Raw genomic sequence first — 24115 nt, 5'->3', positions numbered from 1 at the left:
GAGCGTCCCGGCAGAGTCTGCTCCGGAAACACAGGCAAGACGGAGACAACGATGCCGATGACCGACTCCTCCGGCCCGATCACCGTCGTGGTCGCCGCCGATCAGCCTCTGCTCGTCGAGGGCATCCGGTCCGCCCTCGACCAGGCGGCCGGACTCCACGTCGCCGGCACCGCGTGCGACGACCTCGACGCCCTCCGCCTGTGCGTACGGCTGTCGCCGCGGGTGCTGCTGGCCGACCTGGCCATGCTGGGCGCTCTGGAGTCCCTGCCCCGCCGCTGCCCCGCCGTACGGGTGCTCGCGCTCGGCGCGGACGACGGCGAGGCGGGCTTCACGGGCGCGCTGCGCGCCGGGGCGTACGGCTACCTGCTCAACGGGTCACGCCCCTCGGAGATCGCGGCCGCGGTCACGTCGGTGGCCCACGGGCAGGTCGTCTTCGGCGGCGGGCTGGCCCCCCGGCTGCTGGACCGCCTGACGACGCCGCCGGCCCGCAGCCCGTTCCCCGGCCTCACCCAGCGGGAGCACGAGATCCTGGAGCGGCTGGCCGACGGCAGGTCCAACGCCGAGATCGCCCGCGAGCTGTGCCTGGCCACCAAGACCGTGCGCAACCATGTGAGCAACGTGCTGACCAAGCTGGAGGCGCCGAGTCGGGTGGACGCGGCGCTGCGGGCGAGGGACGCGGGCCTCGGCTCGCGTCCCGTGCTCACCCGCGTCTGAGCCCGCGTCTGAGGCCGCCTCCGGGCCCGGGTGCGAGGGTCACACCCGGATGTGCCCGTCCCCGGTGTAGATCCACTTGGTGGAGGTCAGCTCCGGCAGTCCCATCGGCCCGCGGGCGTGCAGCTTCTGCGTGGAGATGCCGATCTCCGCGCCGAAGCCGAACTCGCCGCCGTCGGTGAAGCGGGTCGAGGCGTTGACCGCCACCGCGGCGCTGTCCACGGTCGCAACGAACCTGCGGGCGGCCTGCTGGGACCGGGTCACGATGGCGTCGGTGTGGGCCGAGCCGTACCGCCGGATGTGCGCGACCGCGTCGTCGAGCGAGTCGACCACCGCGGCGGCGACGTCGAGCGAGAGGTACTCGGTGGTGAAGTCCTCCTCGGTGGCGGGCACGACGTCGGCGCCGTAGGACCGCACCCGCTCGTCGCCGTGGACGGTCACCCCCGCGTCCTTGAGCACCGTCAGCGCCTTGGGGACGAACTCGTCGGCGATCGCGGCGTGCACCAGGAACGTCTCGGCGGCGTTGCACACCGAGGGCCGCTGCGCCTTGGCGTTCACGAGGATCTTCAGGGCGGTCTCGACGTCGGCGTCGGCGTCCACGTAGACGTGGCAGTTGCCCACCCCGGTCTCGATGACCGGCACCGTCGACTCCTCGACCACGCTGTTGATCAGCGAGGCGCCGCCGCGCGGGATCAGCACGTCGACCAGCCCCCGGGCGCGCATGAGATGCCGGACCGACTCGCGGGTCTGGCCCGGCACGAGCCGTACGGCGTCGGCCGGCACCTCGGTCGCCGCCAGCGCCTCCCGCATGATCCGCACGAGCGCGGTGTTGGAGGAGTACGCGCTGGACGACCCGCGCAGCAGCACGGCGTTGCCGCTCTTGAGGCAGAGCGCCGCCGCGTCGACGGTGACGTTGGGCCTGCCCTCGTAGATGATGCCGATGACGCCGAGGGGCACCCGCACCTGCCGCAGCTCCAGGCCGTTCGGCAGCGTGCTCCCGCGTATGACCTCCCCGACCGGGTCGGGCAGGTCGGCCACCTCGCGGACAGCCCCGGCGATCTTCGCGATCCGGGCGGCGTCCAGCCGCAGCCGGTCGATCATCGCCTCGGGGACGCCGTTCGCCCTGGCCTGGTCCACGTCGACGGCGTTGGCCGCGACGATCTCGTCCGTGGCCGCCTCCAGCGCGTCGGCCACGGCACGCAGCGCCGCGTCCTTCGGCGCGCGCGGCAACGGCGCGAGCGCCGCCGCGGCGTCCTTCGCCGCCCGGGCGACCGTCAGGAATTCCTCTGCCTCGGACACAACCTCAGACATTGCCTCGCGCTCCGTCGCTTCTTCTCGGTGGACTACAGGATCACGATGTCGTCCCGGTGGATCAGCTCACGCTCGTACTCCGGGCCGAGTGTGCTGGCCAGCTCCCTGGTGGAGCGGCCGAGCAGGTCGGGGATCTCCCCCGCGTCGTAGTTGACCAGGCCGCGGGCGACCGCGACGCCCGTCGGCGCGCACAGGTCGACCGGGTCGCCGGCCGCGAAGTCGCCCTCGACCTTCACGACACCGGCGGGCAGCAGCGACATCCGCCGCCCCACCACGGCCTCGACCGCGCCCGCGTCCAGGTGCAGCCGGCCGCGCCCGGTCGTCGCGTGGGCGAGCCAGAGCAGCCGGGTGCCGGGATGGCGGCCCCCCGGGTGGAAGCAGGTGCCGATGTCGGCCCCCGCGAGCGCCTGAGCCGCGTGCGCCGCCGCCGTGAGCACGACGGGCACGCCCGCCCCGGTGGCGATGCGGGCCGCCTCCACCTTGGTGATCATGCCGCCGGTGCCGACCCGGCCGGAGGTGCCGAGCTCGACGCCCTCCAGGTCCTCCGGTCCCCTGACCTCCGCGATGCGGGCGGCGCCCTCCCTGCGGGGATCCCCGTCGTACAACGCGTCGACGTCCGACAGCAGCACCATGCCATCGGCGTGGATGAGGTGGGCCACCAGCGCCGCCAGCCGGTCGTTGTCGCCGAACCGGATCTCGTCGGTGGCCACCGTGTCGTTCTCGTTCACGACGGGGACGATGCCGAGCTCCAGCAGCCGGGCCAGCGTCCGCTGGGCGTTGCGGTGGTGCGAGCGGCGCATCATGTCGTCGGCCGTCAGCAGCACCTGGCCCACGCGTAAGCCGTACCTGGCGAAGGAGGAGGTGTAACGGGCGATCAGCACGCCCTGCCCCACCGAGGCGGCGGCCTGCTGGGTGGCCAGGTCCTTGGGCCGGGCGCGCAGCCCGAGCGGGCCGAGCCCGGCGGCGATCGCGCCGGACGACACCAGCACGATCTGCGCGCCGGCCAGCCGCCGGGCGGCCAGCACGTCCACCAGCGCGTCGACCCGGTCGACGTCGATCGTGCCGCGGGGGGTCGTCAGCGACGACGAGCCCACCTTGACCACCAGCCGCGCGGCCTCGCCGATCCGCTGCCTGCCCGTCACGCCGTCTCCCCCTCTCTCACCGCTCCCCCTCTCACCGCGTCTCCCGGTCAGCCGAGTCTCAGGTCGGTGCCGCGCGGCCCGAGGACCGCCTCGGCGCCCCGCGACGGCTGCCAGTCGAAGACGTAGCCGCCCTCCATCGGCCCGATGACGACCTCAGCGCCGGCCGTCGCACCGGCCTTGATCAGCTCCTCCTCGACGCCGAGCCGGTCGAGCCGGTCCGCGAGGTAGCCGACGGCCTCGTCGTTGGTGAAGTCGGTCTGGCGGATCCACCGCTCGGGCTTCTCGCCGGTCACCTGGAAGCGGTTCTCGTCGATCCGGCGTACGGAGAACCCGGCCTCGCCGAGCTGCTTGGGCCGGATGACCAGACGCGTCGGCTCCTCGACCGGGGCCTGCGCGCGGGCCGCCGCCACCATCTCGGCCATCGCGAACGACAGGGGCCGCAGGCCCTCGTGGCTCGCCGCGGAGATCTCGAAGACCCGCACGCCGCGCTCCTCCAGGATGGGCGTGACGATGTCGGCGAGGTCCCGGCCGTCGGGGACGTCCACCTTGTTCAGCGCGACCAGGCGCGGCCGGTCCTGCAGGGAGCCGTACGCCGCGAGCTCGGCCTCGATCACCTCGAAGTCGGTCACCGGGTCGCGTCCCGGCTCCAGCGTGGCGCAGTCGAGCACGTGCACGATCGTCGAGCAGCGCTCGACGTGCCGCAGGAACTCGTGGCCGAGGCCCCGGCCCTCCGAGGCGCCGGGGATGAGCCCGGGCACGTCGGCGACCGTGAAGACGGTCTCGCCCGCCGTGACCACCCCGAGGTTCGGCACGAGGGTGGTGAACGGGTAGTCGGCGATCTTCGGCCGGGCCGCGGAGAGCGCCGCGATCAGGGACGACTTGCCCGCGTTGGGGAAGCCCACCAGCGCGACGTCGGCGACGGTCTTGAGTTCGAGCACGATCTCGGCCTCGTCGCCCGGCTCTCCGAGCAGCGCGAAGCCGGGGGCCTTGCGTTTGGCGTTGGCGAGCGCGGCGTTGCCGAGGCCGCCGAAGCCGCCCTGCACGGCGACGTACCGGGTGCCCGAGCCGATCAGGTCGACCAGCACCTCCCCGGTCCTGGCGTCCTTCACGACCGTGCCGTCGGGCACCGGCAGGACGACGTCCTCGCCGTTGGCGCCGTCCCGGTTGGAGCCCATGCCCTGCTTGCCGTTGCCCGCGCGGCGGTGCGGCCGGTGGTGGTATTCGAGCAGGGTCGAGGTGTTGGGGTCCACCTCCAGAATGACGTCCCCGCCGCGGCCGCCGTCACCGCCGTCCGGCCCGCCCAGCGGCTTGAACTTCTCCCGGTGGATGGAGGCGCAGCCGTTGCCCCCGTCACCCGCCTTGATGTGCAGGACGACGTGGTCCACGAAGTCGGCCATCAGCCGCTCCCCCTTACTGCTGTGCCGGAATCGACCGGAGTACGGCCGGAGAAAACGAATGAGGCGGACCGAATGCTCGATCCGCCTCATCGTGCTGCTTCAGGTGTCCGGGCGGATCTACTCCGCGGCCGGGACGATGCTCACCGCGCGGCGACCGCGCTTGGTGCCGAACTGCACCCGGCCGGTGGCCAGGGCGAACAGCGTGTCGTCGCTGCCGCGGCCGACGTTGTCGCCGGGGTGGAAGTGCGTGCCGCGCTGACGGACGATGATCTCGCCCGCGTTCACCAGCTGGCCGCCGAAGCGCTTCACGCCGAGGCGCTGGGCGTTCGAGTCACGGCCGTTCCGGGTGGACGAGGCGCCCTTCTTGTGTGCCATGGTTCACTCCCTGTCGGGGGTAAGCCGGGGTGTCCCCCGGGAGACTACTTTCCGGGGTTGATATCGGTGACCTTGACCTGGGTGTACCGCTGGCGGTGACCCTGGCGCTTCTTGTAGCCACTCTTGTTCTTGTACTTCAGAATCCGGATCTTCGGTCCCTTGGTCTCGCCGAGGATCTCGGCGGTCACCTGGAACCGGGAGAGAGCGGCTGCGTCGGTGGTGACATCGCCGTCGTTGACGACGAGCACCGCCGGCAGCGACACCGAGGAGCCAACCTCTCCGGCGACCTTGTCCACCTCGAGGACGTCCCCGACGGAGACCTTCTGCTGCCTGCCGCCGCAACGAACGATCGCGTACACCGCGGAACCCTTCTACTGGCTAATGCTGAGATGCCGCGCCCCGCATCCAGCTGCTGTCGATACACGACCGGCGGTCCGGGCAGGCGCGCGAAGCCAGGCACGCCGACACCAGGCGCACCGGATGACCAGGGTACCGGATATCCGGTACCCAGGTCGAACCGAGCGGACCGCCAGGTGAGGAAGTCGCTACTCCGCCGTCTTCCTGCGGGAACGTCGCCGTCCCCGGGAGGACGGCGCGGAGCCTTCACCCTCGTCTGAGTCGATGGCGTCGGTCACGCTCTCACGCGCCGACCCCGTCGCCGCGGCGACCGATCCCTCGCTCGCCGCCAGCTTGTCGGCCACCGCCTTCTCGATGGCCATCTTGCCCTGTGTGCCGCGTGGCTCGGGCCTGCCCTCGACCGGTTCGGTCGACACGATGATCCCGCGCCCGTGGCAGCAGTCGCACGGCGTGGAGAACGCCTCCAGCAGACCCTGGCCGACCCGCTTGCGGGTCATCTGCACCAGGCCCAGCGAGGTGACCTCGGCCACCTGGTGCTTGGTGCGGTCCCGCGCCAGGCACTCCAGCAGCCGGCGGAGCACCAGGTCGCGGTTGCTCTCCAGCACCATGTCGATGAAGTCGATGACGATGATGCCGCCGATGTCCCGCAGCCTGAGCTGGCGGACGATCTCCTCGGCCGCCTCCAGGTTGTTGCGGGTGACGGTCTCCTCCAGGTTGCCGCCCTGCCCGGTGAACTTGCCGGTGTTGACGTCGACGACGGTCATCGCCTCGGTCCGGTCGATCACCAGGGAGCCGCCGGACGGCAGCCACACCTTGCGCTCCATCGCCTTGGCGATCTGCTCGTCGATCCGGTAGGCGGAGAAGGCGTCGGTCTCCTCCTGCCACTTCGACAGCCGCTCGGTGAGGTGCGGGGCGACGTAGCGGACGTACTCGTCCACCGTCGTCCACGCCTCGTCGCCCTCGACGACCAGCGAGGTGAAGTCCTCGTTGAACACGTCGCGGACCACCCGGACGGTCAGGTCGGGCTCGCCCGACAGCAGCTCCGGCGGGCTGGCCGACTTGGCCTTGCGCTGGATGTTCTCCCACTGGGCCGACAGCCGGGCCACGTCGCGGTCGAGCTCCTCCTCCGAGGCGCCCTCCGCGGCGGTGCGCACGATGACGCCCGCGTTCTCCGGCATGACCTTGCGCAGGATCTGCTTGAGCCGGGTTCGCTCCTTGTCGGGCAGCTTGCGGCTGATCCCGGTCATCGAGCCGTCCGGCACGTAGACCAGGTAGCGGCCGGGGAGGCTGATCTGGGAGGTCAGCCGGGCCCCCTTGTGCCCCATCGGGTCCTTGGTGACCTGCACCAGCACCGACTGCCCGGACTTCAGCGCCGCCTCGATCCGCTTCGGCTGGCCCTCCAGCCCGGCGGTGTCGAAGTTCACCTCGCCGGCGTACAGCACCGCGTTGCGGCCCTTGCCGATGTCGACGAACGCCGCCTCCATCGAGGGCAGCACGTTCTGGACCTTGCCGAGGTAGACGTTGCCGACGTACGACTGGCTCGACTCGCGGTCGACGTAGTGCTCGACGAGGACCCCGTCCTCCAGCACCGCGATCTGGGTGCGGCCACCCTGGCGGCGTACCACCATGATCCGCTCGACCGACTCGCGGCGGGCCAGGAACTCCGACTCGGTGATGATCGGCGGGCGGCGGCGGCCCAGCTCGCGGCCCTCGCGGCGGCGCTGCTTCTTCGCCTCCAGCCGGGTCGATCCCCGTACGCCCTGGACCTCGTCGACGGACGTGGACCGGGTCGCGCGGGGCGCCCGGATGCGGACGACGGTGTTCGGCGGGTCGTCGGGGGTGGGCTCGGCCTCCTCGCTGCCCCTGCGGCGGCGACGGCGGCGACGACGTGTGCCGCCCTGGGCGTCGGACTCGTCCTCGGCCTGCTCGCGGTCCTCGTCCTCGTCCTGCGCGGCCCGCGGCTCCTCGCCCTCGGCCTCGGACTCCTCGCCTTCCTCGGCGTCCCTCGTCCGGCTTCCCCGGCCCCGGCCGCCGCGACGGCGGCGACGACGACGGCCGCCGCCCTCGGACTCGTCCTCGCCCTGCTCGGCGGTCTCCTCCGGCTCCTCCTCCGGCTCTTCCGGCTCAAGGTCCTCGTCCCCGGCCGTCGCCGGCGCCGGGACGTGCGCGGCGGGCCGCTGCACGGGCGCCGCGAAGGGGTCGGGAGCCTGGAAGAGCGGATGGAACAGCGCCGACGGCGCCTGGAAGGTCACCGAGGGCGAGGGCTGCGACCGGGAGGACAGCCCGAAGGGGTCGGCCACCACGTCAGGACGGCCGTTCTCCTCCTCGGTCTCACCGATCTCCTCGACGTCGATGTCCTCGATGTCGATCGGCTCGTCGTCCAGCGGTTCCTCGTCGGGCAGGTTGAGCCGCAGCGCGGCGGCCACCTCCGCCTCCGCGGCGCTCATCGCCCTGGATCGTTCCGGTGCGGACTCGTCCGCCCGGGCACGACGGCGGCGACGCGGGGCGGGCGTCTCCTCGACGGCCTCGGCCTGCTCGGCGGGCTCGGCCTGCTCCGGCGTGTCGGTCCGCTTGCGGCTACGGCGGCGCCGCGTGGGCGCGGCCGGCTCGTCGTCCCCGCCGTCCACCGGCTCGGCGCCCGCGCTCTCAGGCGCGGCGGCCGGGACCTGCGCCGGCACCGGCGTCTCCACGACCGGCGCCTCCGCCACCGCGGGCTCGGGAGCCGGCGGTTCGGCGGTCTTGGTGCGGCGGCGGGTGGCCCGCTTCGGCCGCTCCTGGACGACCGGCGCCTCCTGCGCCTCCTGGCCCGGCTGCTCGGGCTCCACCGCCTTCGGCGCCGCGGCGGCGGCCACCGTGGTCACCGGAGGCGGCAGTTCGTCTGGCTCGGGCGGGGGCCCGGCGGGCCGGCTCGCCGACCGGCGGCGTGGCGTGGACGCACGGACCGGACCGGAGGAAACCACGTTCCCTCCGGCCTGGCCCTGGTCTTCTGTTGTCGTTTCACCGTCAAGGCTCACAGCCCCGTCAGTGGGCTCGTTGTCGAGCATGCGGGCGCTCTCCCGTCAGCCCCCGGGCACGTCTCCGCGCCGCGCGGAGGCTCTCGTCTCTCGCGGTCCGCCGGGCCTCCTGTCGGCGCCGCGGCGGCAAGTCTTATCGTTCTCCGCCTGCCCGGTCGAGATCGAACGGGTCGGCGGGCTCACCGGTCACCGCGTCGAGCGGCCCCTGCGCCAGCCTGGTCACCGCAGCGGGTGACGGCGGCGCGAAGCCTGCCACGAGACGCAGCCCCATGAGCACGTCATCGGGTCGTACGGCAGGTGTTTCGTGCCGAACAACCATACGAAGTATGACACACGGCTGAACAGGCTCCTGACCTGCCGTCTTTTCCGGCCCCTCCACGAGGGTCAGCGTACGCACCGCCTGGCGGGCGTCGAAGCGCCGCATTCCCTTCTTGGTCAGGCGTTCCACCTCGACGTGACCGGCCGAGAGGAACTCCTTCACCGCCCGCTCGGCCTCCCCCGGATCGGCCCCGGGGAGCCGCAACTCCCAGACCGATCCCTCCAGCCGGTCGGCGAGGCCGCCGTCCCGCGCCTCGACCACGTCGAGCACGTCCAGGCCCGGCGGCAGCGAGGCGTCGAGGTCGTCGCGCACCCGGCGTGGATCGCACGCCCGGTGGACGCCGATCTCCAGGTACTCGGCCTCGCTCGCCACCCCGGTGGGGGCGGCGCCCGCATAGGAGATCTTCGGGTGCGGGTTGAAGCCCGCGCTGTAGGCCACCGGGATCCCCGCTCGCCGCACCGCCCTCTCGACGGCGCGGGAGATGTCGCGGTGGCTGGTGAAGCGCAGCCGCCCCCGCTTGGCGTAGCGCACGCGCAGGCGCTGCACCGTGGGTTCGGGCGCGGGCCCCTCGGGAACGGGTTTCACCAGTTCCGTCGTCCTTCCGGTATCGGTCAGTCGTCTTGTCGGGGCGTCAGATCACCGTGAGGGGCAGGAGCTTCCTGCCGGTCGGGCCGACCTGGATCTCCGTCCCCATCGTCGGGCAGACGCCGCAGTCGTAGCAGGGCGTCCAGCGGCAGTCCTCGACCTCCACGTCGCCCAGCGCGTCCTGCCAGTCCTGCCACAGCCACTCGCGGTCGAGACCGGCGTCGAGGTGGTCCCAGGGGAGCACCTCGTGCTCGTCCCGCTCGCGGATGGTGTACCAGTCCACGTTCACCGGCTCGCCGGCCAGGGCCCGCTCGGCCGCGGCCATCCACCGCTCGAACGAGAAGTGCTCGCTCCAGCCGTCGAACCGGCCGCCGTCCTCCCAGACGGCCCGGATGACCCTGCCCACGCGGCGGTCGCCCCGCGACAGCAGCCCCTCCACGATCGACGGCTTGCCGTCGTGGTAGCGGTAGCCGATGGCCCTGCCGTACTCCTTGTCGGAGCGCAGAGCCTCGCGCAGCGCCCGCAGCCGGCGGTCCACCGTCTCGTGGTCGCACTGGGCGGCCCACTGGAACGGCGTGTGCGGCTTGGGCACGAATCCGCCGATGGAGACCGTGCAGCGGACGTCCCGCGAGCCGGTCGCCTCCCGGCCCGCCCTGATGACCTTCTTGGCCAGGTCGGCGATGCCGAGGACGTCCACGTCCTCCTCCGTCGGCAGCCCGCACATGAAGTAGAGCTTCACCTGCCGCCAGCCGTTGGAGTAGGCGGTGGTGACCGTGCGGATCAGGTCCTCCTCGGTGACCATCTTGTTGATCACCTTGCGCATCCGCTCGGACCCGCCCTCCGGCGCGAACGTGAGCCCGGACCGGCGGCCGTTCCTGGACAGCTCGTTGGCCAGATCGATGTTGAACGCGTCGACCCGGGTGGAGGGCAGGGACAGCCCGATCTGGCTGCCGTCGTAACGGTCGGCGAGGCCCTTGGTGATGTCGGCGATCTCGGAGTGGTCCGCGCTGGACAGCGACAGCAGCCCGACCTCGTTGAAGCCGGACTCCTTGATCCCCGCCTCGACCATGTCGCCGACCGTGGTGATCGACCGCTCCCGGACCGGACGGGTGATCATCCCCGCCTGGCAGAAGCGGCAGCCCCGGGTGCAGCCCCGGAAGATCTCGACACTGAACCGCTCGTGCACGGTCTCGGCCAGCGGGACCAGCGGTTTCTTCGGGTACGGCCACTCGTCGAGGTCCATGACCGTGTGCTTGAAGACGCGCGACGGCACACCGTCACGGTTGGGGACGACCCGCATGATGCGGCCGTCCGGGTGGTACTCGACGTCATAGAACTTCGGGACGTACACCCCGCCCGTGGAGGCGAGGCGCAGCAGCAGTTCGTCACGGCCGCCGGGGCCGCCCTCGGACTTCCACTCGCGCAGCACCTCGGAGATCGCGATGGCGATCTGCTCGCCGTCGCCGAGAACGGCGGCGTCGAGGAAGGCGGCGATGGGCTCCGGGTTGAAGGCGGCGTGGCCGCCCGCCAGCACGATCGGATCCTCGTCGGTGCGGTCCACCGCCTCCAGCGGGATCCCCGCCAGGTCGAGCGCGGTGAGCAGGTTCGTGTAGCCGAGCTCGGTGGCGAACGACACCCCGAGGACGTCGAACGCGCGAACCGGCCGGTGGCCGTCCACGGTGAACTGCGGGACGCCCTCGGACCGCATGAGCGCCTCGAGGTCGGGCCACACCGCGTAGGTGCGCTCGGCCAGCGTCTCGGGCAGCTCGTTGAGGATCTCGTAGAGGATCTGCACCCCCTGGTTGGGCAGGCCGACCTCGTAGGCGTCCGGGTACATGAGGGCCCACCGGACGGTCGCCTCGTCCCAGTCCTTGACCGTCGAGTTCAGCTCGCCCCCGACGTACTGGATCGGCTTCTGCACCTTCGGCAGCAGCGGCTCCAGGCGGGGAAACAACGACTCGACAGACATGACTCCAGGGTATCGGCTTCCGGGAGTGGCCCCTGCGGATCTTGCCACCCCTCGTGGGGCTCCAGGAGGGGTCAGAAGGGATGCCACAGCCGGCCGTCCCCGGCACGCAGCGAGGCCAGGCGGTGACGCAGCTCCGCGTGCGCGGCCGCGTCCCGGTGCCCGATGCGCAGGGCGGCCGTCAGCGTCTGGAGCTCCCGGATGTCGCGCAGCACCGGATATCCCGGCCACTCCCGGATGTCACAGCCGTAGGCACGGACGAAGCCGTCCCGCTGGGCGTCGGACACGCCGAACCGCGCGCCCTGCAGCGTGGGCACCAGGTCGATCTCGCGCGGCCCGGCGCCGGCCGAGTCCCAGTCGCACAGCAGCAGCCGGTCCCGGGTGCGGATCAGGTTGCCCCGGTGCGCGTCGCCGTGGACCAGCCCGTACGGCAGCGTGAACTCGACCCGCTCGTAGTACGCCTCCTCCAGCGCCCCGCACCGCGCGAGGAGCCACTCCCGTTCCTCGTCGTCCAGCACGCGGCTGGCGTGCACGGCCCGCCGCACGCGGCCGAAGGGGTCGAAGGTCGGCAGCTCGAACGGCACGGGCGGCAGGGAGTGCAGGCGGCGCAGCAGGAGGCCGAGCGGGACCGGGTCGCCGTCGCCCGCGCCGTCCTCGTAGAGCCAGAAGGTCGCCAGGCAGCCCTCCACCGCGAGGGGCTGGCGCACGTCGAGCGGCAGCGTGACCGGGAAGCCCTGCTCGTGCAGCCACCTCGTGACCTTGAGCGAGGTGACCAGGCGGTCGTACTTGCCGGGGGCGCCCGACTCGGCGAGGCGGACGACCACCCCCTCGCCCGGCAGGTGGTAGACGACGTTGGCGAAGCTGCGCAGCAGCCGGGCGCCGGACGCGTCGAGCCCCGCCATGCGGCAGGCCTCCGCGAGGGCGGGCGGGGTGCCCGCGACGGTGGAGACGGTCATCCCACGCCTCCTTCGTGCACAGGTGCCTCCGGTAGCGCGCGGGCCGCCGACTGGGGTAGGCCGGACGCGCAGAACGCCTCCAGCCGGTCGGCGAGCGAGCCGCCCACCCGCGGCCGGGCGGCCTGCAGGGTCTCGGCCAGGCTGTCTATCCGGCGCTCGGGCGGCAGGTCGAACAGCGGCGCCATGGCCCGCTCCGCCCCGGCGGGATCGTCCTCCATCAGATGCGCGGCGGCGAGGTGGGCCGCGGCCATCGCCTCGCAGCCGTACGACCTGTTCTGCCGGTCCTCCCGCGCGTACAGGTCGAGCGCCGCGCGGGCCTGGTCGATCGCGCGGTCCGGCCGGCCGAGGTGGAGGTACGCGACGGCCGAGTAGTAGGCGTGCTTGGCGGGCCGGAAGGCGAACTCGCCGGCGAAGCCGTCGTGCAGTTCGTCCCCCGCTCCCGGCTCGCGGGCGTCGGCCGCCCTGAGCAGATCGTCCTCGGCCTCGCGGGTCCAGCCGAGCATGGCGCCGGCGCGGGCGCGCAGCATGTGCAGGCGGGCGCCGCCCTGTCCCCTCGGCAGGTGGGTCAGGCCGGCCTCCGCGTAGCCCGCCGCGTCCTCGTAGCGCCGGTCCCACAGCGCCACCGACGCCTGCATGCCGCGCGCCCATCCCATCAGCGACTGGTGCCCGGCGATCCTGCCGTACGTCCAGGCGGCGCGGGCGAGGGTGTCGGCGGGCATCCGGCGGCCCATGTCCATGCTGGCGTTGGCCATGAGCCCGCACAGCGTTCCCGCCAGGAAGTACAGCTCACCGGCCTGGGCGGGATGGACGCGCCGTTCCAGCGCCCGCCGTGCCTGCTCCTGCAGCGCCCGCATCTCGACGAACAGCGGCAGCGGCGACTCCCAGACGTACCGCCGCGACAGCCAGATCACCTGTGTGCGCAGCCGCTCCAGCGCGCTGTCGCCGACCTCGCTCGTCTCGGCCCGCTCGGCGTGCTCACTGGCCTCGCGGGCGGCGGCGGTGACCAGGTCCGGGGCCGTCCCGCGCTGCCATCCACCGTCCGGGCGGCGCAGCTCCTCGGGCGTGTAGTCGCGGGCGAACCCGAGCTGCACCGGCCCGGTCTCGAACAGCCGGCACAGCAGGTCGGTGTAGTCGCGGTCGGGCCGGGCCCCGGCCTCCCACTCCCGCCAGGACCGCTCGGTCAGCCCCCTGCGCTTGATCTGCTCGCGGTCGCACATCGCGTGGAAGCGCTCGATCGCCTCCTCGACCGTCCACCCGTACGCCAGCCGCACGCACTTGAAGCGCGACAGCCGCGGGCAGCAGAGATGGATCTCCTCGGCGATCTGGTGGAAGACCGCGGTCGTGGGCGGGTCCCCGAGAGCGGCGAGGGTGCGCTCGCGGATGCCGCCGGCGATCTGGATGGCGGACCGGTCCCCGCCGCGTGAGGGTGTCGTCATCGGCTCTCCCAGTGGTGACAACCGCACGCTAACGGTGTCGATGTCACGAACCGGTCACCTCGCGCACTGCGAGTCGCTCTCCTCCACCCGGAGGGGCGCGATGGTCCCGCCGCTGCGCAACTGCGCCGTGAAGAGCTGTCCGCACAGGCTCGCCGGCGTCTCGGCGAACCACACCGTCGGCGGGTCGCCCGCCGCCGCGGCGGCCCACCGGCCGCCGCCGTACACGATCCGGTAGTCGGGAAAGGCCCTGCGCAGCAGTTCAAGGGCACGCTGGCGGTCCCGCGCCTCGTCGTCCGGAGTCACCGTTCCTCCGTAATGGTTCGTTCAGCCCCCGAACCTGTTCCGTTCCCATACTGTTCGCCGCGCCGTGCGGCCGCCAGTGAGAGCGGGGATCCGCCACCCTGCGAACCGCTCTCATGGGAGTGTCACGACGACATCAGGAGATATCAGGAGATATCAGGAGATATCAGGAGGCATCGGGAGGCGTCACGAGGAGAAGGGCCGCGACCTGAGGTGGATCGCCTGGAGGACGGCCACCGCCGTCATGTTCGCGAACGTCGCGGTGCCGCCGTAGGACACGAACGGCAGCGGCACGCCGGTGATCGGCATGATGCCGATGGTCATGCCGACGTTGACGAGGGTCTGGAAGGCGAGCCACGCGACGATCCCGCCCGCGACGAGCGCGCTGAACCGGTCGTTGCACATCCGGGCGATCCGGGCGCCGCGCAGCAGGATCACGCCGAGCAGCGCCACCACGGCGACGGACCCGACGAAGCCGAGTTCCTCCCCCGCGACGGTGAAGATGAAGTCGGTGTGCTGCTCGGGCACGAAGCGGCCGGTGGTCTGCCCGCCGTGGAACAGCCCCTTGCCGAACAACTCGCCCGACCCGATCGCCACCAGGGCCTGCCTGCTATTGTAGCCCACGCCGCGAGGGTCGGTCGACGGATCGAGCAGCGCGGTGAACCGTGCCACCTGGTACGGCTTGAGCAACCCCAGCGACCACACCGCGGCCCCGGCGAGCGCCGCGAGCAGGATCCCGGCGACCACCCAGCGCTTGCGCACCCCGGAGAGCACGATGATCGCACCGGTGATCGTCGCGAGCACCATCGTCGTGCCGAGATCGGGTTCGAGCATGATCAATCCCGCTGCCACGCCGGTCAGCGCGATGCAGAGCGCGACGTTCAGGGCCCGCGGCCGGTCCTTGTCCCGTTCGGACGGCCGCGCGAGCAGCCGCGCGAGCATCAGCACGAGCACCGGCTTGGCCAGCTCGTCCGGCTGTACGGCGAAGCCGCCGCCGACCATGATCCAGGAGTGGTGCCCGTTGATCGTGGAGCCCATCGGGGTCAGCACGAGCACCAGCCCCAGGAGCGCCACGGCGTACAGGACCGGCGCGTACGTGCGGAGCCACCGGTAGTCGCTCACGGCGACGGCGCTGTAGAGGGCCAGCCCGATGAGCAGGTTGATCACGTGCTTCTTGGCCATCGCGGTCGGCTCGATGGACGACCAGGTCCTGGTCGACGACCACACCAGCAGCGTGCCCACGACGCTGAGCGCGAGGACCGCGCCGAGGAGGAGCCAGTCCATCCGCCAGACGACCGCGCCGCGGCCGATCGCCCGCCGCGCCAGCGACCCGCGTCCCACTCTCATGGCCTCGGTCATGGCAGGCGCCTCACTGGGTCCCGTCGCGGCTGATGGCCGGCAGCCGCGTGACCGGTTTGCCGTCGGGGAGCGCCGGCTGCACCGGCTTGCCGTTGTCCCCCTTGCCGAGGCCGAAGATGCCCTCCCAGATCCGCCGTACGGCGGGCGCGGCCGTCGAGGCGCCGAAACCGCCCTGCGCCACCATGACCACGGTGACCAGCCGCGGGTTGTCGGCGGGCGCGAAGGAGGCGAACCACGAGGTGTCCTCCTTGCCGTAGACCTCCGCCGTGCCGGTCTTGCCGCCGATCTTCACGATGTTCAGCGGGAACCCGCGGAACGCGCCGGCCGCCGTGCCGTCCGACGGCACCTCGCTGAGCGCCTTGCGGATGTAGGTGCGGGTCTCGTCGCTGACCGGCAGGTGATACTCCACCGGCACCGGGATCTCCTTGTGCAGCGTGCCGTCGGGCCGCATGAGCGCCCAGCCCAGCCGGGGGCTGCGGACGTTGCCGTCCCCGACGAGCGCGGCGTACGCCCGGGCGAGCTGGAGCGGCGTGACGAGGACGTCGCCCTGGCCGATGGACAGGTTCACCGCCTCGTACGCGTGGAAGATCATGCCCTCCAGGCAGTTCTCGTTGGCCAGCCGCTTGGCGAAGGCGGCGCGGCTCTCGTTCTTCATCTCCGGATAGCCGATCTTGGCCCGCCTGCACATCTCGGCCCTGGTGGAGTTGTAGAGGTCACGCTTCCACGCGCGGGTGGGGATGCGGCCGGGCGACTCGCCGGGCAGGTCGATGCCGGTGCGGCGGCCGAAGCCGTACGCCTTGGCCATGTTCGGCATCGGCTCCTTGACCTTGGACTTGGGCGTCTTGCCGCCGTCGCGCAGCCACTCCTCGTATCCGGACTTGTAGAAGACGGTGTCACACGACTTCACCAGCGCCTCGTGCAGCGAGATCGCGCCGAGGCTCATGCCGCCCGCGTTCGGGTACGACCTGCCCTCGACGGTGTAGGCGCCGGGGCACTGGTAGGTGCCGTGCAGCGGCTCCCCGTCGGCGATCATGGCGGAGGCCGAGCTGATCTTGAACGTCGAACCGGGGGCGTACTCGCCCGCGATCGCCCGCGACACCAGCGGCTTGCCCGACTTGTCGGAAAGGAGGCGCCGGTAGTCCTTCTCGGTGATGCCGCCCGTCCAGACCCTGGGGTCGTAGTTGGGCCGGCTCGCCATCGCGATCACCCGGCCGGTCTTCACGTCGAGCACCACGCCCGCCGCGCCGTCGGAGTTCGGGATCTCCTGCATGGCCTGGTCGAGCGACTTCTCCACGATCCGCTGCACCTTGGCGTCGATGCTGGTCACCAGGACGTCGCCGGGCACCGGATCGGACTGCTGGTCGACCGTGATGACCTTGCCCATCCGGTCGACCTGGACGGCGCGCAGGCCCGCCGTGCCGCGCAGCGCGGCGTCGTACGTCCGCTCCAGCCCGTCGCGGCCGGTGAGGTCGACGCCCGAGTAGTTGGCCTTGAGGCCCTCGCGTTTCTCCAGCTCGCTCTGCGTCACCGGCTGCAGGTAGCCGAGCAGCTGGGCGGCGTCCCTGCCGTTCGGGTAGTCGCGCATCGCCTGGATGTCGGCGGTCACGCCGGGGAAGTCCTCCTGGCGCTCCAGGATCTGCAGCGCCGCCCGGGGGTTGACGTTCGTCGCCACCGGGATCGGCGTGTACGGCGAGCCGGGCCAGCACGGGCGGCTGACGCCGGGGCCGCACGCCCGGATCTCCATCTTCAGCTTCGGCAGCGGCACCTTCAGCACGCCGGACAGCCGCCGCAGCACCGCGTCGCCGCCGTCCGGCATGCGCTCCAGACGGCCGCGGTCCACCGAGACCACCAGCGTCGTGCGGTTGCGCACCAGCGGACGGCCGGAGGAGTCGAGGATCGCCCCCCGCAGGGCGGGCACCCGCACCTCGCGGGTGCGCGTCTCCGTCGCGACCGTGACGAACCGCGATCCCTGCACCACCTGGACCTGCCACAGCCGGACGACGAGCACGACGATCATGGCGATGACCATCACCTGCAGGACGATCAGCCGCCCGCGCAACCGTGTCATGCCGCCCCCCGTCTATAACCCGGAACGAGCTCCGTACGGCCCGCGCGTCTGCGGTGGCCGCCGTACAGGGCGTTGACCGCCCACAGCACCAGTGGAGCGGCCACGAGATTGCAGACGGCCGCCCGGGGCCACGCCGTCGCCAGCACGCCCCAGGTGACCCCCGGCGCGCCGAGCAGCGCGCCCAGACCGGCCACCATGCCGGGCGCGAGCACGGCGCAGCCCGCCATCACGAGCAGCGGCAGGCGGTCGCCCGCACGACCGGCCGCGTAGCCCAGGAAGCACAGGACCAGCGCGTACTGGCCCAGCGTGTGGTTGGCGGGCGGCAGCAGGTCGTAGGCGAGCCCGCCGCAGAATCCGATCACCGCGCCCGGCAGGGGCCCGCGCCTGGTAGCGAGCACGGCGACCGTCAGGAGCACCAGGTCCGGCGCCCACGTGAACAGCAGCCGGTTCACCAGGACGACCTGCAGCACCAGGACGGCGAAGAGCAGCAGCGCAGGGGTGACGTTGCGGAGCATCGTTCAGTTCCTCCCGCCGCGGCCCTCGCCGGCCGCCACACCCTCGCGGGCCCGCTCGTCACGCGGTGGCGCCGGCCGCCGGAGTCCGAACCCCTCCTCCAGCGACCTCTGACCGGTCCTGTGCTCGCCGGGCCGCCGTTCGTCGCGCGGCTTCGGCGGCGGCGGCACCGGCGGAAGCACGGAGTCGCGGGGGTCCCGCTTCGGCGCCGCGACCACGACCCCGACGACGTCCAGCGCGGAGAAGTCGGCGAAGGGCCGCGCGTAGGCGGTCCTGGTGACCTCGCCCGGGGTGTTGTCGATCCGCTCGACGACCCCGATCGGCACGCCGGGCACGTACGGCAGGCTCCGCTGCGAGCCGAACGACACGATCCGCCGCCCCACTCCGATCGGCACGGTGGAGTCGAGCAGCCGGAACTTGATCAGGTTGCCGCCGCCGCCCGCCTCGCCCAGCCCGTTCACGACACCGAGTTCGTTGCCGCCCTCCAGCCGGGCCCCCGCCGACAGGGCGGGATCGGTCAGCAGCGCGACCGTCGAGCTGGCCGGGCCGGCCTGGATGACCCTGCCGACCAGCCCCTGGTCGCTCAGCACGGTCATGTCGGCCCGGATCCCGTCGGCCGCCCCCACGTCGATCTCGACCGTGTCCTCGAACCCGGCCACGGTGCGCCGCGCGACGACCTGGGCCGGCACGATCCGGTAGCGGCCGAGACCCGCCAGCCCGAGCATGCGGTCCAGCTTGTCGGACCGCGCCCGGTCGAGCCGCTGCGCGGAGACCTCGTCCCGCAGCCGCGCGTTCTCCTTGCGCAGGTCGCCGATCATGCGGCGGGCGGACGGCGCGTCGCGCAGCATGCCGACGAAGCCGGTGATGGGCCCGGTCACGGCGGCGCCGACGCGCTCGACCTTCCCGAACACCGCCCCCGCGAAGCCGCGCACCGGGCCGAGGACGCGGTCGCTCCCGGCCCGGTTGTCCACGGTGATCAGGATCAGCGCGACGGCGAGAAGGAGGCCGAGCATGAGCCGGGCGCGGCGGGTGTCTCTCATGACCGCTCCTTAGCTGCGGGGCTCCGGCACGAGCACCTGCTGGAGGGCTTCAAAGTCCTCCACGCACTTCCCGGAGCCCAGCGCGACGGAGTCGAGCGCGTTCTCGGCGAGGTGGACCGGCATCCCGGTCTCCTCGCGCAGCCGGTCGATCATGCCGCGCAGCAGGGCGCCGCCACCGGCCACGGCGATCCCCCGGTCCATGAGATCTCCCGACAGCTCGGGCGGGCACTTGTCGAGCGTGGACTTCACCGCGTCGACGATCGTGTTGACCGGCTCGGAGATCGCCCGGCGGATCTCCTCGGCGCTGATGACGACGGTCTTCGGCAGGCCGGTGACCAGGTCACGGCCCCGCACCTCGGCGTGGAAGTCCTCACCCGTGGCGCAGGCGGAACCCACCGCGATCTTGACCTCCTCCGCCGTGCGCTCCCCCAGCATCAGGGAGTACTCCTTCTTGGCGAAGGAGATGACCGCCTGGTCGAGCTCGTCGCCGCCGACGCGGATCGACTGGCTGGTCACGATGCCGCCCATCGAGATGATGGCGACCTCGGTGGTGCCGCCGCCGATGTCGACGACCATGTTCCCGGTCGGCTCGTGCACCGGCAGACCGGCCCCGATCGCCGCCGCCATCGGCTCCTCGATGATGTACACACGGCGGGCGCCGGCCTGGTAGCCCGCTTCCTTCACCGCGCGCTGCTCGACCGCGGTGATGCCACTGGGTACGGCCACGATGATGCGCGGGCGCACGAAGTGCCGGCGTTTGTGGATTTTCTGGATGAAGTACCGCAGCATCCGCTCGGTCACATCGAAATCGGCGATGACCCCGTCCCTCAGGGGCCGGATCGCGACGATGTTTCCGGGCGTCCGCCCGATCATCCGCTTCGCTTCGATCCCAACTGCCACGATCTTGCCGGTCGTGACGTTGATGGCGACGACGGACGGCTCGTTCAGGACGATGCCGCGCCCTCGGACGTAGACGAGAGTGTTCGCCGTGCCAAGGTCGACAGCCATGTCACGGCCCAGGAATGTCAGCTTGCTGCCCATGCGGAAGGAAGCCTTCCTTCAGGTGGTGAGCGGTTACCGGGTTCAGCGGGAGTGCGGGATGACGCATCGCATTCGAATCGTAACCGCACGTGCTCATCACTGGGCACATCGAGCTCCCAAGCCCCCGGAAAAACCGGCCTGCTCCGGTCTAAGCTCGATCACCACCTGGGAAAACACGAGAGGCCCCGGTTTAAACCGGGGCCTCTCGTGGGGCAAGGACTAGAAACGGTCGGGAAAGAAAATCTTGGTTTCCCGGGCCGCGGACTCCGGCGAATCGGAGCCGTGGACGACGTTCTCGCCGATCTCCAGCGCGTGGTCGCCGCGGATGGTGCCGGGCGCGGACTTCACGGGGTCGGTGAGCCCGGCCAGCGCGCGGAACGCCTCGACGGCCCGCGGGCCCTCCAGCACCATCGCGACGAGCGGGCCGCCGGTGATGAACTCCACCAGCTCGCCGAAGAACGGGCGCTCGGAGTGCTCGGCGTAGTGGGCCTTGGCCGTCTCGGCGTCGAGCGTGCGCAGGTCCATCGCCACGATCTTGAGGCCCTTGCGCTCGATGCGGCCGATGACGTCCCCGACGAGGCCGCGACGGACCCCGTCGGGCTTGATCAGGACAAGCGTACGCTCGGACACGGTCTTCTCTCCTATTGTCGTCGTGGGTGACGCTCACGTGGCGTCCGACCCGCCGGTTCTCGGGCATGCCCGGGAGCTCCAACGCAACGGCAGCTTACCGGTCCAGGTGCGCCACTCCGCTCACCCGGCGTGGTCAGCGCACGGTGTCCGGCTCCTGCGGTCCGGGGTCGTCCCCCTCGGGCGAGGGCGTCGGCAGGGGGATCACCACCTGACCGGCGGACGCGGCGGCGGCGCTCCGCCGCGCCAGGACCGACGAGAGCACGATCACCCCGACCACGACGAAGCCGCCGACCAGCGCCCACATGTGCAGCGCGTCGACGAACCCCTTCACGAGCGCGTTCCCCCCGTCCCGGCCGGCCGGCGCGGACCCGGCGGCCTCGCGCAGCCGGTTGACCTGGATGCCGGTGCCGAGCAGGAAGCCGGCGAGCACGGCGGGGAAGCACAGCGACAGGCCCAGCAGCGCGGAGCCGAGGCCCGCCAGCCGGAACGCGCCGACCAGCGCCACCGCCGCCCCGGCGGCCAGCAGGACGAACGGCACCACCAGCGGCGTGCCGGAGGGCGCCGGAACGAGAAGCCTGACGGCGCACATCCCGCCGACCACGGCGGCGAGACCGACAGCGGTCATCCGCGTGGCGGACGTCTCCGGCGCCCTTCCCGCCAGGACGGCCGCCGCGAGCGCGGCCAGCCCGGCCACCAGGAACGGCACCCACAGACCCAGCAGCCCGGGACCACCCAGCGGGCCGCCGAGCTCGATGTAGGTCATCTGCGCGGCGGTCGGCAGCACGACCAGCCCGACGGCCACGTTGACGAGCGCGAGGGTCCGGCCGCCCTGTCCCTCGATGGCGCCGAACGCCGCGAGGGCCAGCATCGCCACCGTCGCGAGCGCCGCCGCGGCGACCACCAGCAGGGGCGGCCAGTCGAAGGTGACGCCCACGCCCAGCGCCGCGATCGCCGCGGCGGGCACGACGGCCAGCGCGAGCCTGCCGCGTTCGGCGGAGGTGGGCCGCCGCAGGGGCAGCACCTGCCGTTCGCCCTCCGCCTCGGCCGCGCCGGCGCCGCCGGTGACCATCCACAGGACGAGGTACACCGCGGCGAGGGCCAGCGCGACCCCGGTGAGCAGCGGGTACGGCTGGAGGGTGACCCGCCAGGACGACACGTCCCGGATCGCCCACAGCGCCAGTGCCTGCGCCGACAGCAGCGACACGGCGAGCGCGCCTGCCCAGATCGGCAGCAGCACCCGGTGACGGGAACGCTCGGCCACCGCGGCGAGCGTGGCCGGCACGAGCATGCCCGCGCCGATTCCGTGGAGCACGCGCAGCACGCCGACGAGCGTGACCGTCTCGGTGTATCCGCCCGCGGCGTCCGCGAGCGCGAGCAGGGTCAGCCCCGCGACGAGAATCGGCGCCGCGCGGAACCTGCGCACCGCCACCGCGGCGACGGGCACGGTCACCAGCATGGCGGGCAGCGCGAGACCGTGCGCGCGGATCATCTCGACCTGCGAGACCCCCGGCGGCAGGAGCGCCGCCACGACGGAGATCGTGTTCGGGATCGCGACGACCGCGAGAGGAAGGGCGACCACGGTGAGCAGCCCGATGACGACGTCGACCAGCATGGGGACGCGCACGGCACGGACCGGCACGGCGGCCCGTGCCTGCGGTACGGGAGGGACGGCCATGGAAGCCGACTTTAGCGCTTCGTCGTCCCTTCGACACGGCGAGCGACGAAGATGGCGGTTATCCACAGGGCGGCGAAGATCACCCCGAGGAAGAACATGGCCGGGACCAGGAATCCTGTGGCGATTGTCAGGATCTGCAGCACGCTGCCCGCGATATAGGCGTACGGCCGCTTCAGCTGGCCGGCGATCAGCACGCACAGGACGGCCAGGCCGAGCCCGACGGTCACCGCGACCGGCGGGGACACGTGGTTGATGGTGATCGCGACGGGAGTCACCAGCGCCACGACGATCGCCTGCATGCCGAGAACGCTCGCGCAGAGCCGCCGCATGCCGGGAGTCACCTCGAACATGCCGCCGCTCACCGCCCTCACCTGGCGGCCTTCAGCAGGACCCGGGCGTCGCCGGCCGTGACCACCGACCCGGTGATCAGGACCCCGGAGCCCAGTTCGTCCCCCTGGTCGGCCAGTCCGATGCCCGTGTCGATCGCGTCGTCCAGCCGGTCCTCGATGTGGACGCGGTCCGGGCCGAAGACGGCCTGCGCGCGGACCGCCAGGTCGTCGGGGCTCAGGGAGCGCGGGGAGGAGTTGCGGGTGACCACGATCTCCTCGGCCACCGGTTCGAGCAGGTCCAGGATCGTCTCCACGTCCTTGTCGGCCATCACCGCCACCACCGCCACGAGCCGGGTGAAGCCGAACGCCTCGGTCAGCGCCTCGACCGTCGCCTCCATGCCCGCGGGGTTGTGCGCCGCGTCGACCAGGACGGTGGGCCCGCGCCGGACGACCTCCAGCCTTCCCGGGCTGCTCACCTGGGCGAAACCCTGCCGTACGACCTCGTCGCCCAGCGGGTCGTCCCCGGCCGTCAGCGCTTCCACCGCGGCCAGGGCGCCGGCGGCGTTGCCGGCCTGGTGCGCGCCGTACAACGGCAGGAAGACGTCCTCGTACACGCCCTTGAGGCCCCTGAGCTGGAGCATCTGGCCGCCCATCGCCAGTTCGCGGTGCAGCACGCCGAACTCCAGCCCTTCCCGGGCGACGACCGCGCCGACCTCGGCGGCCCTCCGCATCAGCACCTCGGCGGCGGGCAGCGCCTGCTGCGCCAGCACGGTGGTCGCCTTGGGCTTGATGATCCCCGCCTTCTCGCCGGCGATCGTGGCGATGTCGGGGCCGAGGTACTCGGTGTGGTCGAGCGCCACCGGGGTGATCACCGCGACGGTGCCGTCGGCGACGTTGGTGGCGTCGAAGGTCCCGCCCATGCCGGTCTCGACCACCGCGACGTCCACGGGGGCGTCGGCGAACGCGGCGAACGCCATCGCCGTCAGCACCTCGAAGAAGCTGAGCTTCCCCACCCTGGCGTCGATCATCTCCAGGTAGGGCGCGATGTCCTCGTACACCTCGGTGAACCGCTCCTCCGAGAGGGGCTCACCGTCGACGGAGATGCGTTCGCGCATCGACTGCAGGTGCGGGCTCGTGTAGCGGCCGACCCGGAGGTTGCGCTCGCGCAGCAGGGCCTCGGTCATGCGCGCGGTGCTCGTCTTGCCGTTGGTCCCCGCGATGTGAACGACCTTGTACGACTTCTGGGGATCGCCGAGGATCTCCATCAGCGCGGCGATCCGATCGAGAGAGGGATCGAAATCCCACTCCACCCCCCGCGCCATGATCGCTTGCTCGACGGCTCGATATTCCACGACCCTCAGCGTACGGGACGTCGTCATCGCCCTTCACCTCACACCCATCGCCGGGGCTGGGTTCCGGGCACAAAAAAAAGGGGGGTCATCCCAAACGGGATGACCCCCCTCAAAAAGATTGTCCGGCGGCGTCCTACTCTCCCACACCGTCCCCGGTGCAGTACCATCGGCGCTGGTAGGCTTAACTTCCGGGTTCGGAATGTAACCGGGTGTTTCCCCACCGCTATAACCGCCGTAAC

At 72.0% G+C, this 24115-nt stretch carries 21 protein-coding genes and 1 rRNA gene; 1 reads left to right on the top strand and 21 read right to left on the bottom strand.

Annotation, left to right across the window (positions count from 1 at the left end; genetic code table 11):
* Positions 1-51 precede the first annotated feature (51 nt).
* On the top strand, positions 52-714 hold the full coding sequence (locus tag HHX40_RS34895; RefSeq protein WP_182878064.1) for a LuxR C-terminal-related transcriptional regulator: 663 nt from the start codon (positions 52-54) through the stop codon (positions 712-714).
* Between the two features lie 39 nt (positions 715-753).
* Here the strand turns inward: HHX40_RS34895 and HHX40_RS34890 are convergent, their stop codons facing one another.
* The 21 genes from HHX40_RS34890 to rrf form a co-directional block, all read right to left on the bottom strand.
* The gene (locus HHX40_RS34890; protein WP_182883960.1) at positions 754-2022 is read right to left on the bottom strand and encodes a glutamate-5-semialdehyde dehydrogenase; all 1269 of its coding nucleotides are present in this window, start codon (positions 2020-2022) and stop codon (positions 754-756) included.
* A gap of 32 nt (positions 2023-2054) precedes the next feature.
* Positions 2055-3164 carry a glutamate 5-kinase gene (gene proB, locus HHX40_RS34885; RefSeq protein ID WP_310738412.1) on the bottom strand — a complete coding sequence of 370 codons (1110 nt, stop codon included), beginning with the start codon at positions 3162-3164 and terminating at the stop codon, positions 2055-2057.
* A gap of 47 nt (positions 3165-3211) precedes the next feature.
* On the bottom strand, positions 3212-4561 hold the full coding sequence (gene obgE, locus HHX40_RS34880; RefSeq protein ID WP_117408869.1) for a GTPase ObgE: 1350 nt from the start codon (positions 4559-4561) through the stop codon (positions 3212-3214).
* A 117-nt stretch (positions 4562-4678) separates the two neighbouring features.
* Entirely contained in the window at positions 4679-4936 is a 258-nt protein-coding gene (gene rpmA / locus HHX40_RS34875) for a 50S ribosomal protein L27 (protein ID WP_117408868.1), read from the bottom strand.
* A gap of 44 nt (positions 4937-4980) precedes the next feature.
* Positions 4981-5295 carry a 50S ribosomal protein L21 gene (gene rplU / locus HHX40_RS34870; protein ID WP_117408867.1) on the bottom strand — a complete coding sequence of 105 codons (315 nt, stop codon included), beginning with the start codon at positions 5293-5295 and terminating at the stop codon, positions 4981-4983.
* A gap of 186 nt (positions 5296-5481) precedes the next feature.
* The gene (locus tag HHX40_RS34865; protein WP_182883959.1) at positions 5482-8337 is read right to left on the bottom strand and encodes an Rne/Rng family ribonuclease; all 2856 of its coding nucleotides are present in this window, start codon (positions 8335-8337) and stop codon (positions 5482-5484) included.
* A 103-nt stretch (positions 8338-8440) separates the two neighbouring features.
* Positions 8441-9211, bottom strand: a complete 771-nt coding sequence (locus tag HHX40_RS34860) for a TIGR03936 family radical SAM-associated protein (RefSeq protein ID WP_310738411.1) — start codon at positions 9209-9211, stop codon at positions 8441-8443.
* A gap of 46 nt (positions 9212-9257) precedes the next feature.
* Positions 9258-11180 carry a TIGR03960 family B12-binding radical SAM protein gene (locus tag HHX40_RS34855; RefSeq protein WP_182883958.1) on the bottom strand — a complete coding sequence of 641 codons (1923 nt, stop codon included), beginning with the start codon at positions 11178-11180 and terminating at the stop codon, positions 9258-9260.
* A gap of 71 nt (positions 11181-11251) precedes the next feature.
* Positions 11252-12133, bottom strand: coding sequence for a phosphotransferase family protein (locus HHX40_RS34850; protein ID WP_182883957.1), 882 nt, complete (start codon positions 12131-12133; stop codon positions 11252-11254).
* Positions 12130-13569, bottom strand: coding sequence for a hypothetical protein (locus HHX40_RS34845; RefSeq protein ID WP_182878069.1), 1440 nt, complete (start codon positions 13567-13569; stop codon positions 12130-12132). The genes HHX40_RS34850 and HHX40_RS34845 overlap by 4 nt, the downstream gene beginning before the upstream one ends.
* A gap of 54 nt (positions 13570-13623) precedes the next feature.
* Positions 13624-13872 (bottom strand): hypothetical protein, encoded by a 249-nt coding sequence (locus HHX40_RS34840; protein WP_117408862.1) that lies wholly within the window; start codon positions 13870-13872, stop codon positions 13624-13626.
* A gap of 183 nt (positions 13873-14055) precedes the next feature.
* A complete protein-coding gene (gene rodA, locus HHX40_RS34835; RefSeq protein ID WP_182878070.1) occupies positions 14056-15228 on the bottom strand; it encodes a rod shape-determining protein RodA in 1173 nt (390 codons plus the stop codon).
* 10 nt (positions 15229-15238) lie between these two features.
* Complete coding sequence (gene mrdA / locus HHX40_RS34830; protein ID WP_138463338.1) at positions 15239-17296, bottom strand: penicillin-binding protein 2; 2058 nt, start codon at positions 17294-17296, stop codon at positions 15239-15241.
* Positions 17293-17811, bottom strand: a complete 519-nt coding sequence (gene mreD / locus HHX40_RS34825; RefSeq protein WP_182883956.1) for a rod shape-determining protein MreD — start codon at positions 17809-17811, stop codon at positions 17293-17295. The genes mrdA and mreD overlap by 4 nt, the downstream gene beginning before the upstream one ends.
* A 3-nt stretch (positions 17812-17814) precedes the next feature.
* Positions 17815-18849: a rod shape-determining protein MreC gene (mreC, locus tag HHX40_RS34820; RefSeq protein ID WP_182883955.1), complete on the bottom strand. Its 1035-nt coding sequence runs from the start codon at positions 18847-18849 to the stop codon at positions 17815-17817.
* A 9-nt stretch (positions 18850-18858) separates the two neighbouring features.
* On the bottom strand, positions 18859-19890 hold the full coding sequence (locus tag HHX40_RS34815) for a rod shape-determining protein (RefSeq protein ID WP_182878073.1): 1032 nt from the start codon (positions 19888-19890) through the stop codon (positions 18859-18861).
* Between the two features lie 219 nt (positions 19891-20109).
* A complete protein-coding gene (gene ndk / locus HHX40_RS34810; protein ID WP_117408856.1) occupies positions 20110-20520 on the bottom strand; it encodes a nucleoside-diphosphate kinase in 411 nt (136 codons plus the stop codon).
* Between the two features lie 133 nt (positions 20521-20653).
* Positions 20654-22195 (bottom strand): hypothetical protein, encoded by a 1542-nt coding sequence (locus HHX40_RS34805; protein WP_182883954.1) that lies wholly within the window; start codon positions 22193-22195, stop codon positions 20654-20656.
* Between the two features lie 11 nt (positions 22196-22206).
* The gene (locus tag HHX40_RS34800) at positions 22207-22557 is read right to left on the bottom strand and encodes a DUF4233 domain-containing protein (protein WP_310738410.1); all 351 of its coding nucleotides are present in this window, start codon (positions 22555-22557) and stop codon (positions 22207-22209) included.
* A gap of 5 nt (positions 22558-22562) precedes the next feature.
* Positions 22563-23846 carry a bifunctional folylpolyglutamate synthase/dihydrofolate synthase gene (locus HHX40_RS34795; protein ID WP_396777275.1) on the bottom strand — a complete coding sequence of 428 codons (1284 nt, stop codon included), beginning with the start codon at positions 23844-23846 and terminating at the stop codon, positions 22563-22565.
* A gap of 150 nt (positions 23847-23996) precedes the next feature.
* Positions 23997-24113 (bottom strand): 5S ribosomal RNA (rrf, locus tag HHX40_RS34790).
* Positions 24114-24115: the final 2 nt, after the last annotated feature.

Origin of the sequence: Microbispora sp. H10949, from assembly GCF_014161435.1 — a bacterium.
Taxonomy (GTDB): Bacteria; Actinomycetota; Actinomycetes; order Streptosporangiales; family Streptosporangiaceae; genus Microbispora; species Microbispora triticiradicis.
Note: the sequence above shows the minus strand (reverse complement) of the source record. Positions and strands in the feature narration are given on the sequence as shown.

Excerpts from the sequence above, each read along its gene's own strand:
- HHX40_RS34895 (WP_182878064.1), top strand. The coding sequence starts at position 52 with ATGCCGATGACCGACTCCTCCGGCCCGATCACCGTCGTGGTCGCCGCC.
- HHX40_RS34890 (WP_182883960.1), bottom strand. The coding sequence starts at position 2,022 with ATGTCTGAGGTTGTGTCCGAGGCAGAGGAATTCCTGACGGTCGCCCGG.
- obgE (WP_117408869.1), bottom strand. The coding sequence starts at position 4,561 with ATGGCCGACTTCGTGGACCACGTCGTCCTGCACATCAAGGCGGGTGAC.
- rpmA (WP_117408868.1), bottom strand. The coding sequence starts at position 4,936 with ATGGCACACAAGAAGGGCGCCTCGTCCACCCGGAACGGCCGTGACTCG.
- HHX40_RS34865 (WP_182883959.1), bottom strand. The coding sequence starts at position 8,337 with ATGCTCGACAACGAGCCCACTGACGGGGCTGTGAGCCTTGACGGTGAA.
- HHX40_RS34855 (WP_182883958.1), bottom strand. The coding sequence starts at position 11,180 with ATGTCTGTCGAGTCGTTGTTTCCCCGCCTGGAGCCGCTGCTGCCGAAG.
- HHX40_RS34850 (WP_182883957.1), bottom strand. The coding sequence starts at position 12,133 with ATGACCGTCTCCACCGTCGCGGGCACCCCGCCCGCCCTCGCGGAGGCC.
- HHX40_RS34845 (WP_182878069.1), bottom strand. The coding sequence starts at position 13,569 with ATGACGACACCCTCACGCGGCGGGGACCGGTCCGCCATCCAGATCGCC.
- rodA (WP_182878070.1), bottom strand. The coding sequence starts at position 15,228 with ATGACCGAGGCCATGAGAGTGGGACGCGGGTCGCTGGCGCGGCGGGCG.
- mrdA (WP_138463338.1), bottom strand. The coding sequence starts at position 17,296 with ATGACACGGTTGCGCGGGCGGCTGATCGTCCTGCAGGTGATGGTCATC.
- mreD (WP_182883956.1), bottom strand. The coding sequence starts at position 17,811 with ATGCTCCGCAACGTCACCCCTGCGCTGCTGCTCTTCGCCGTCCTGGTG.
- mreC (WP_182883955.1), bottom strand. The coding sequence starts at position 18,849 with ATGAGAGACACCCGCCGCGCCCGGCTCATGCTCGGCCTCCTTCTCGCC.
- HHX40_RS34815 (WP_182878073.1), bottom strand. The coding sequence starts at position 19,890 with ATGGGCAGCAAGCTGACATTCCTGGGCCGTGACATGGCTGTCGACCTT.
- HHX40_RS34805 (WP_182883954.1), bottom strand. The coding sequence starts at position 22,195 with ATGGCCGTCCCTCCCGTACCGCAGGCACGGGCCGCCGTGCCGGTCCGT.
- HHX40_RS34795 (WP_396777275.1), bottom strand. The coding sequence starts at position 23,846 with ATGGCGCGGGGGGTGGAGTGGGATTTCGATCCCTCTCTCGATCGGATC.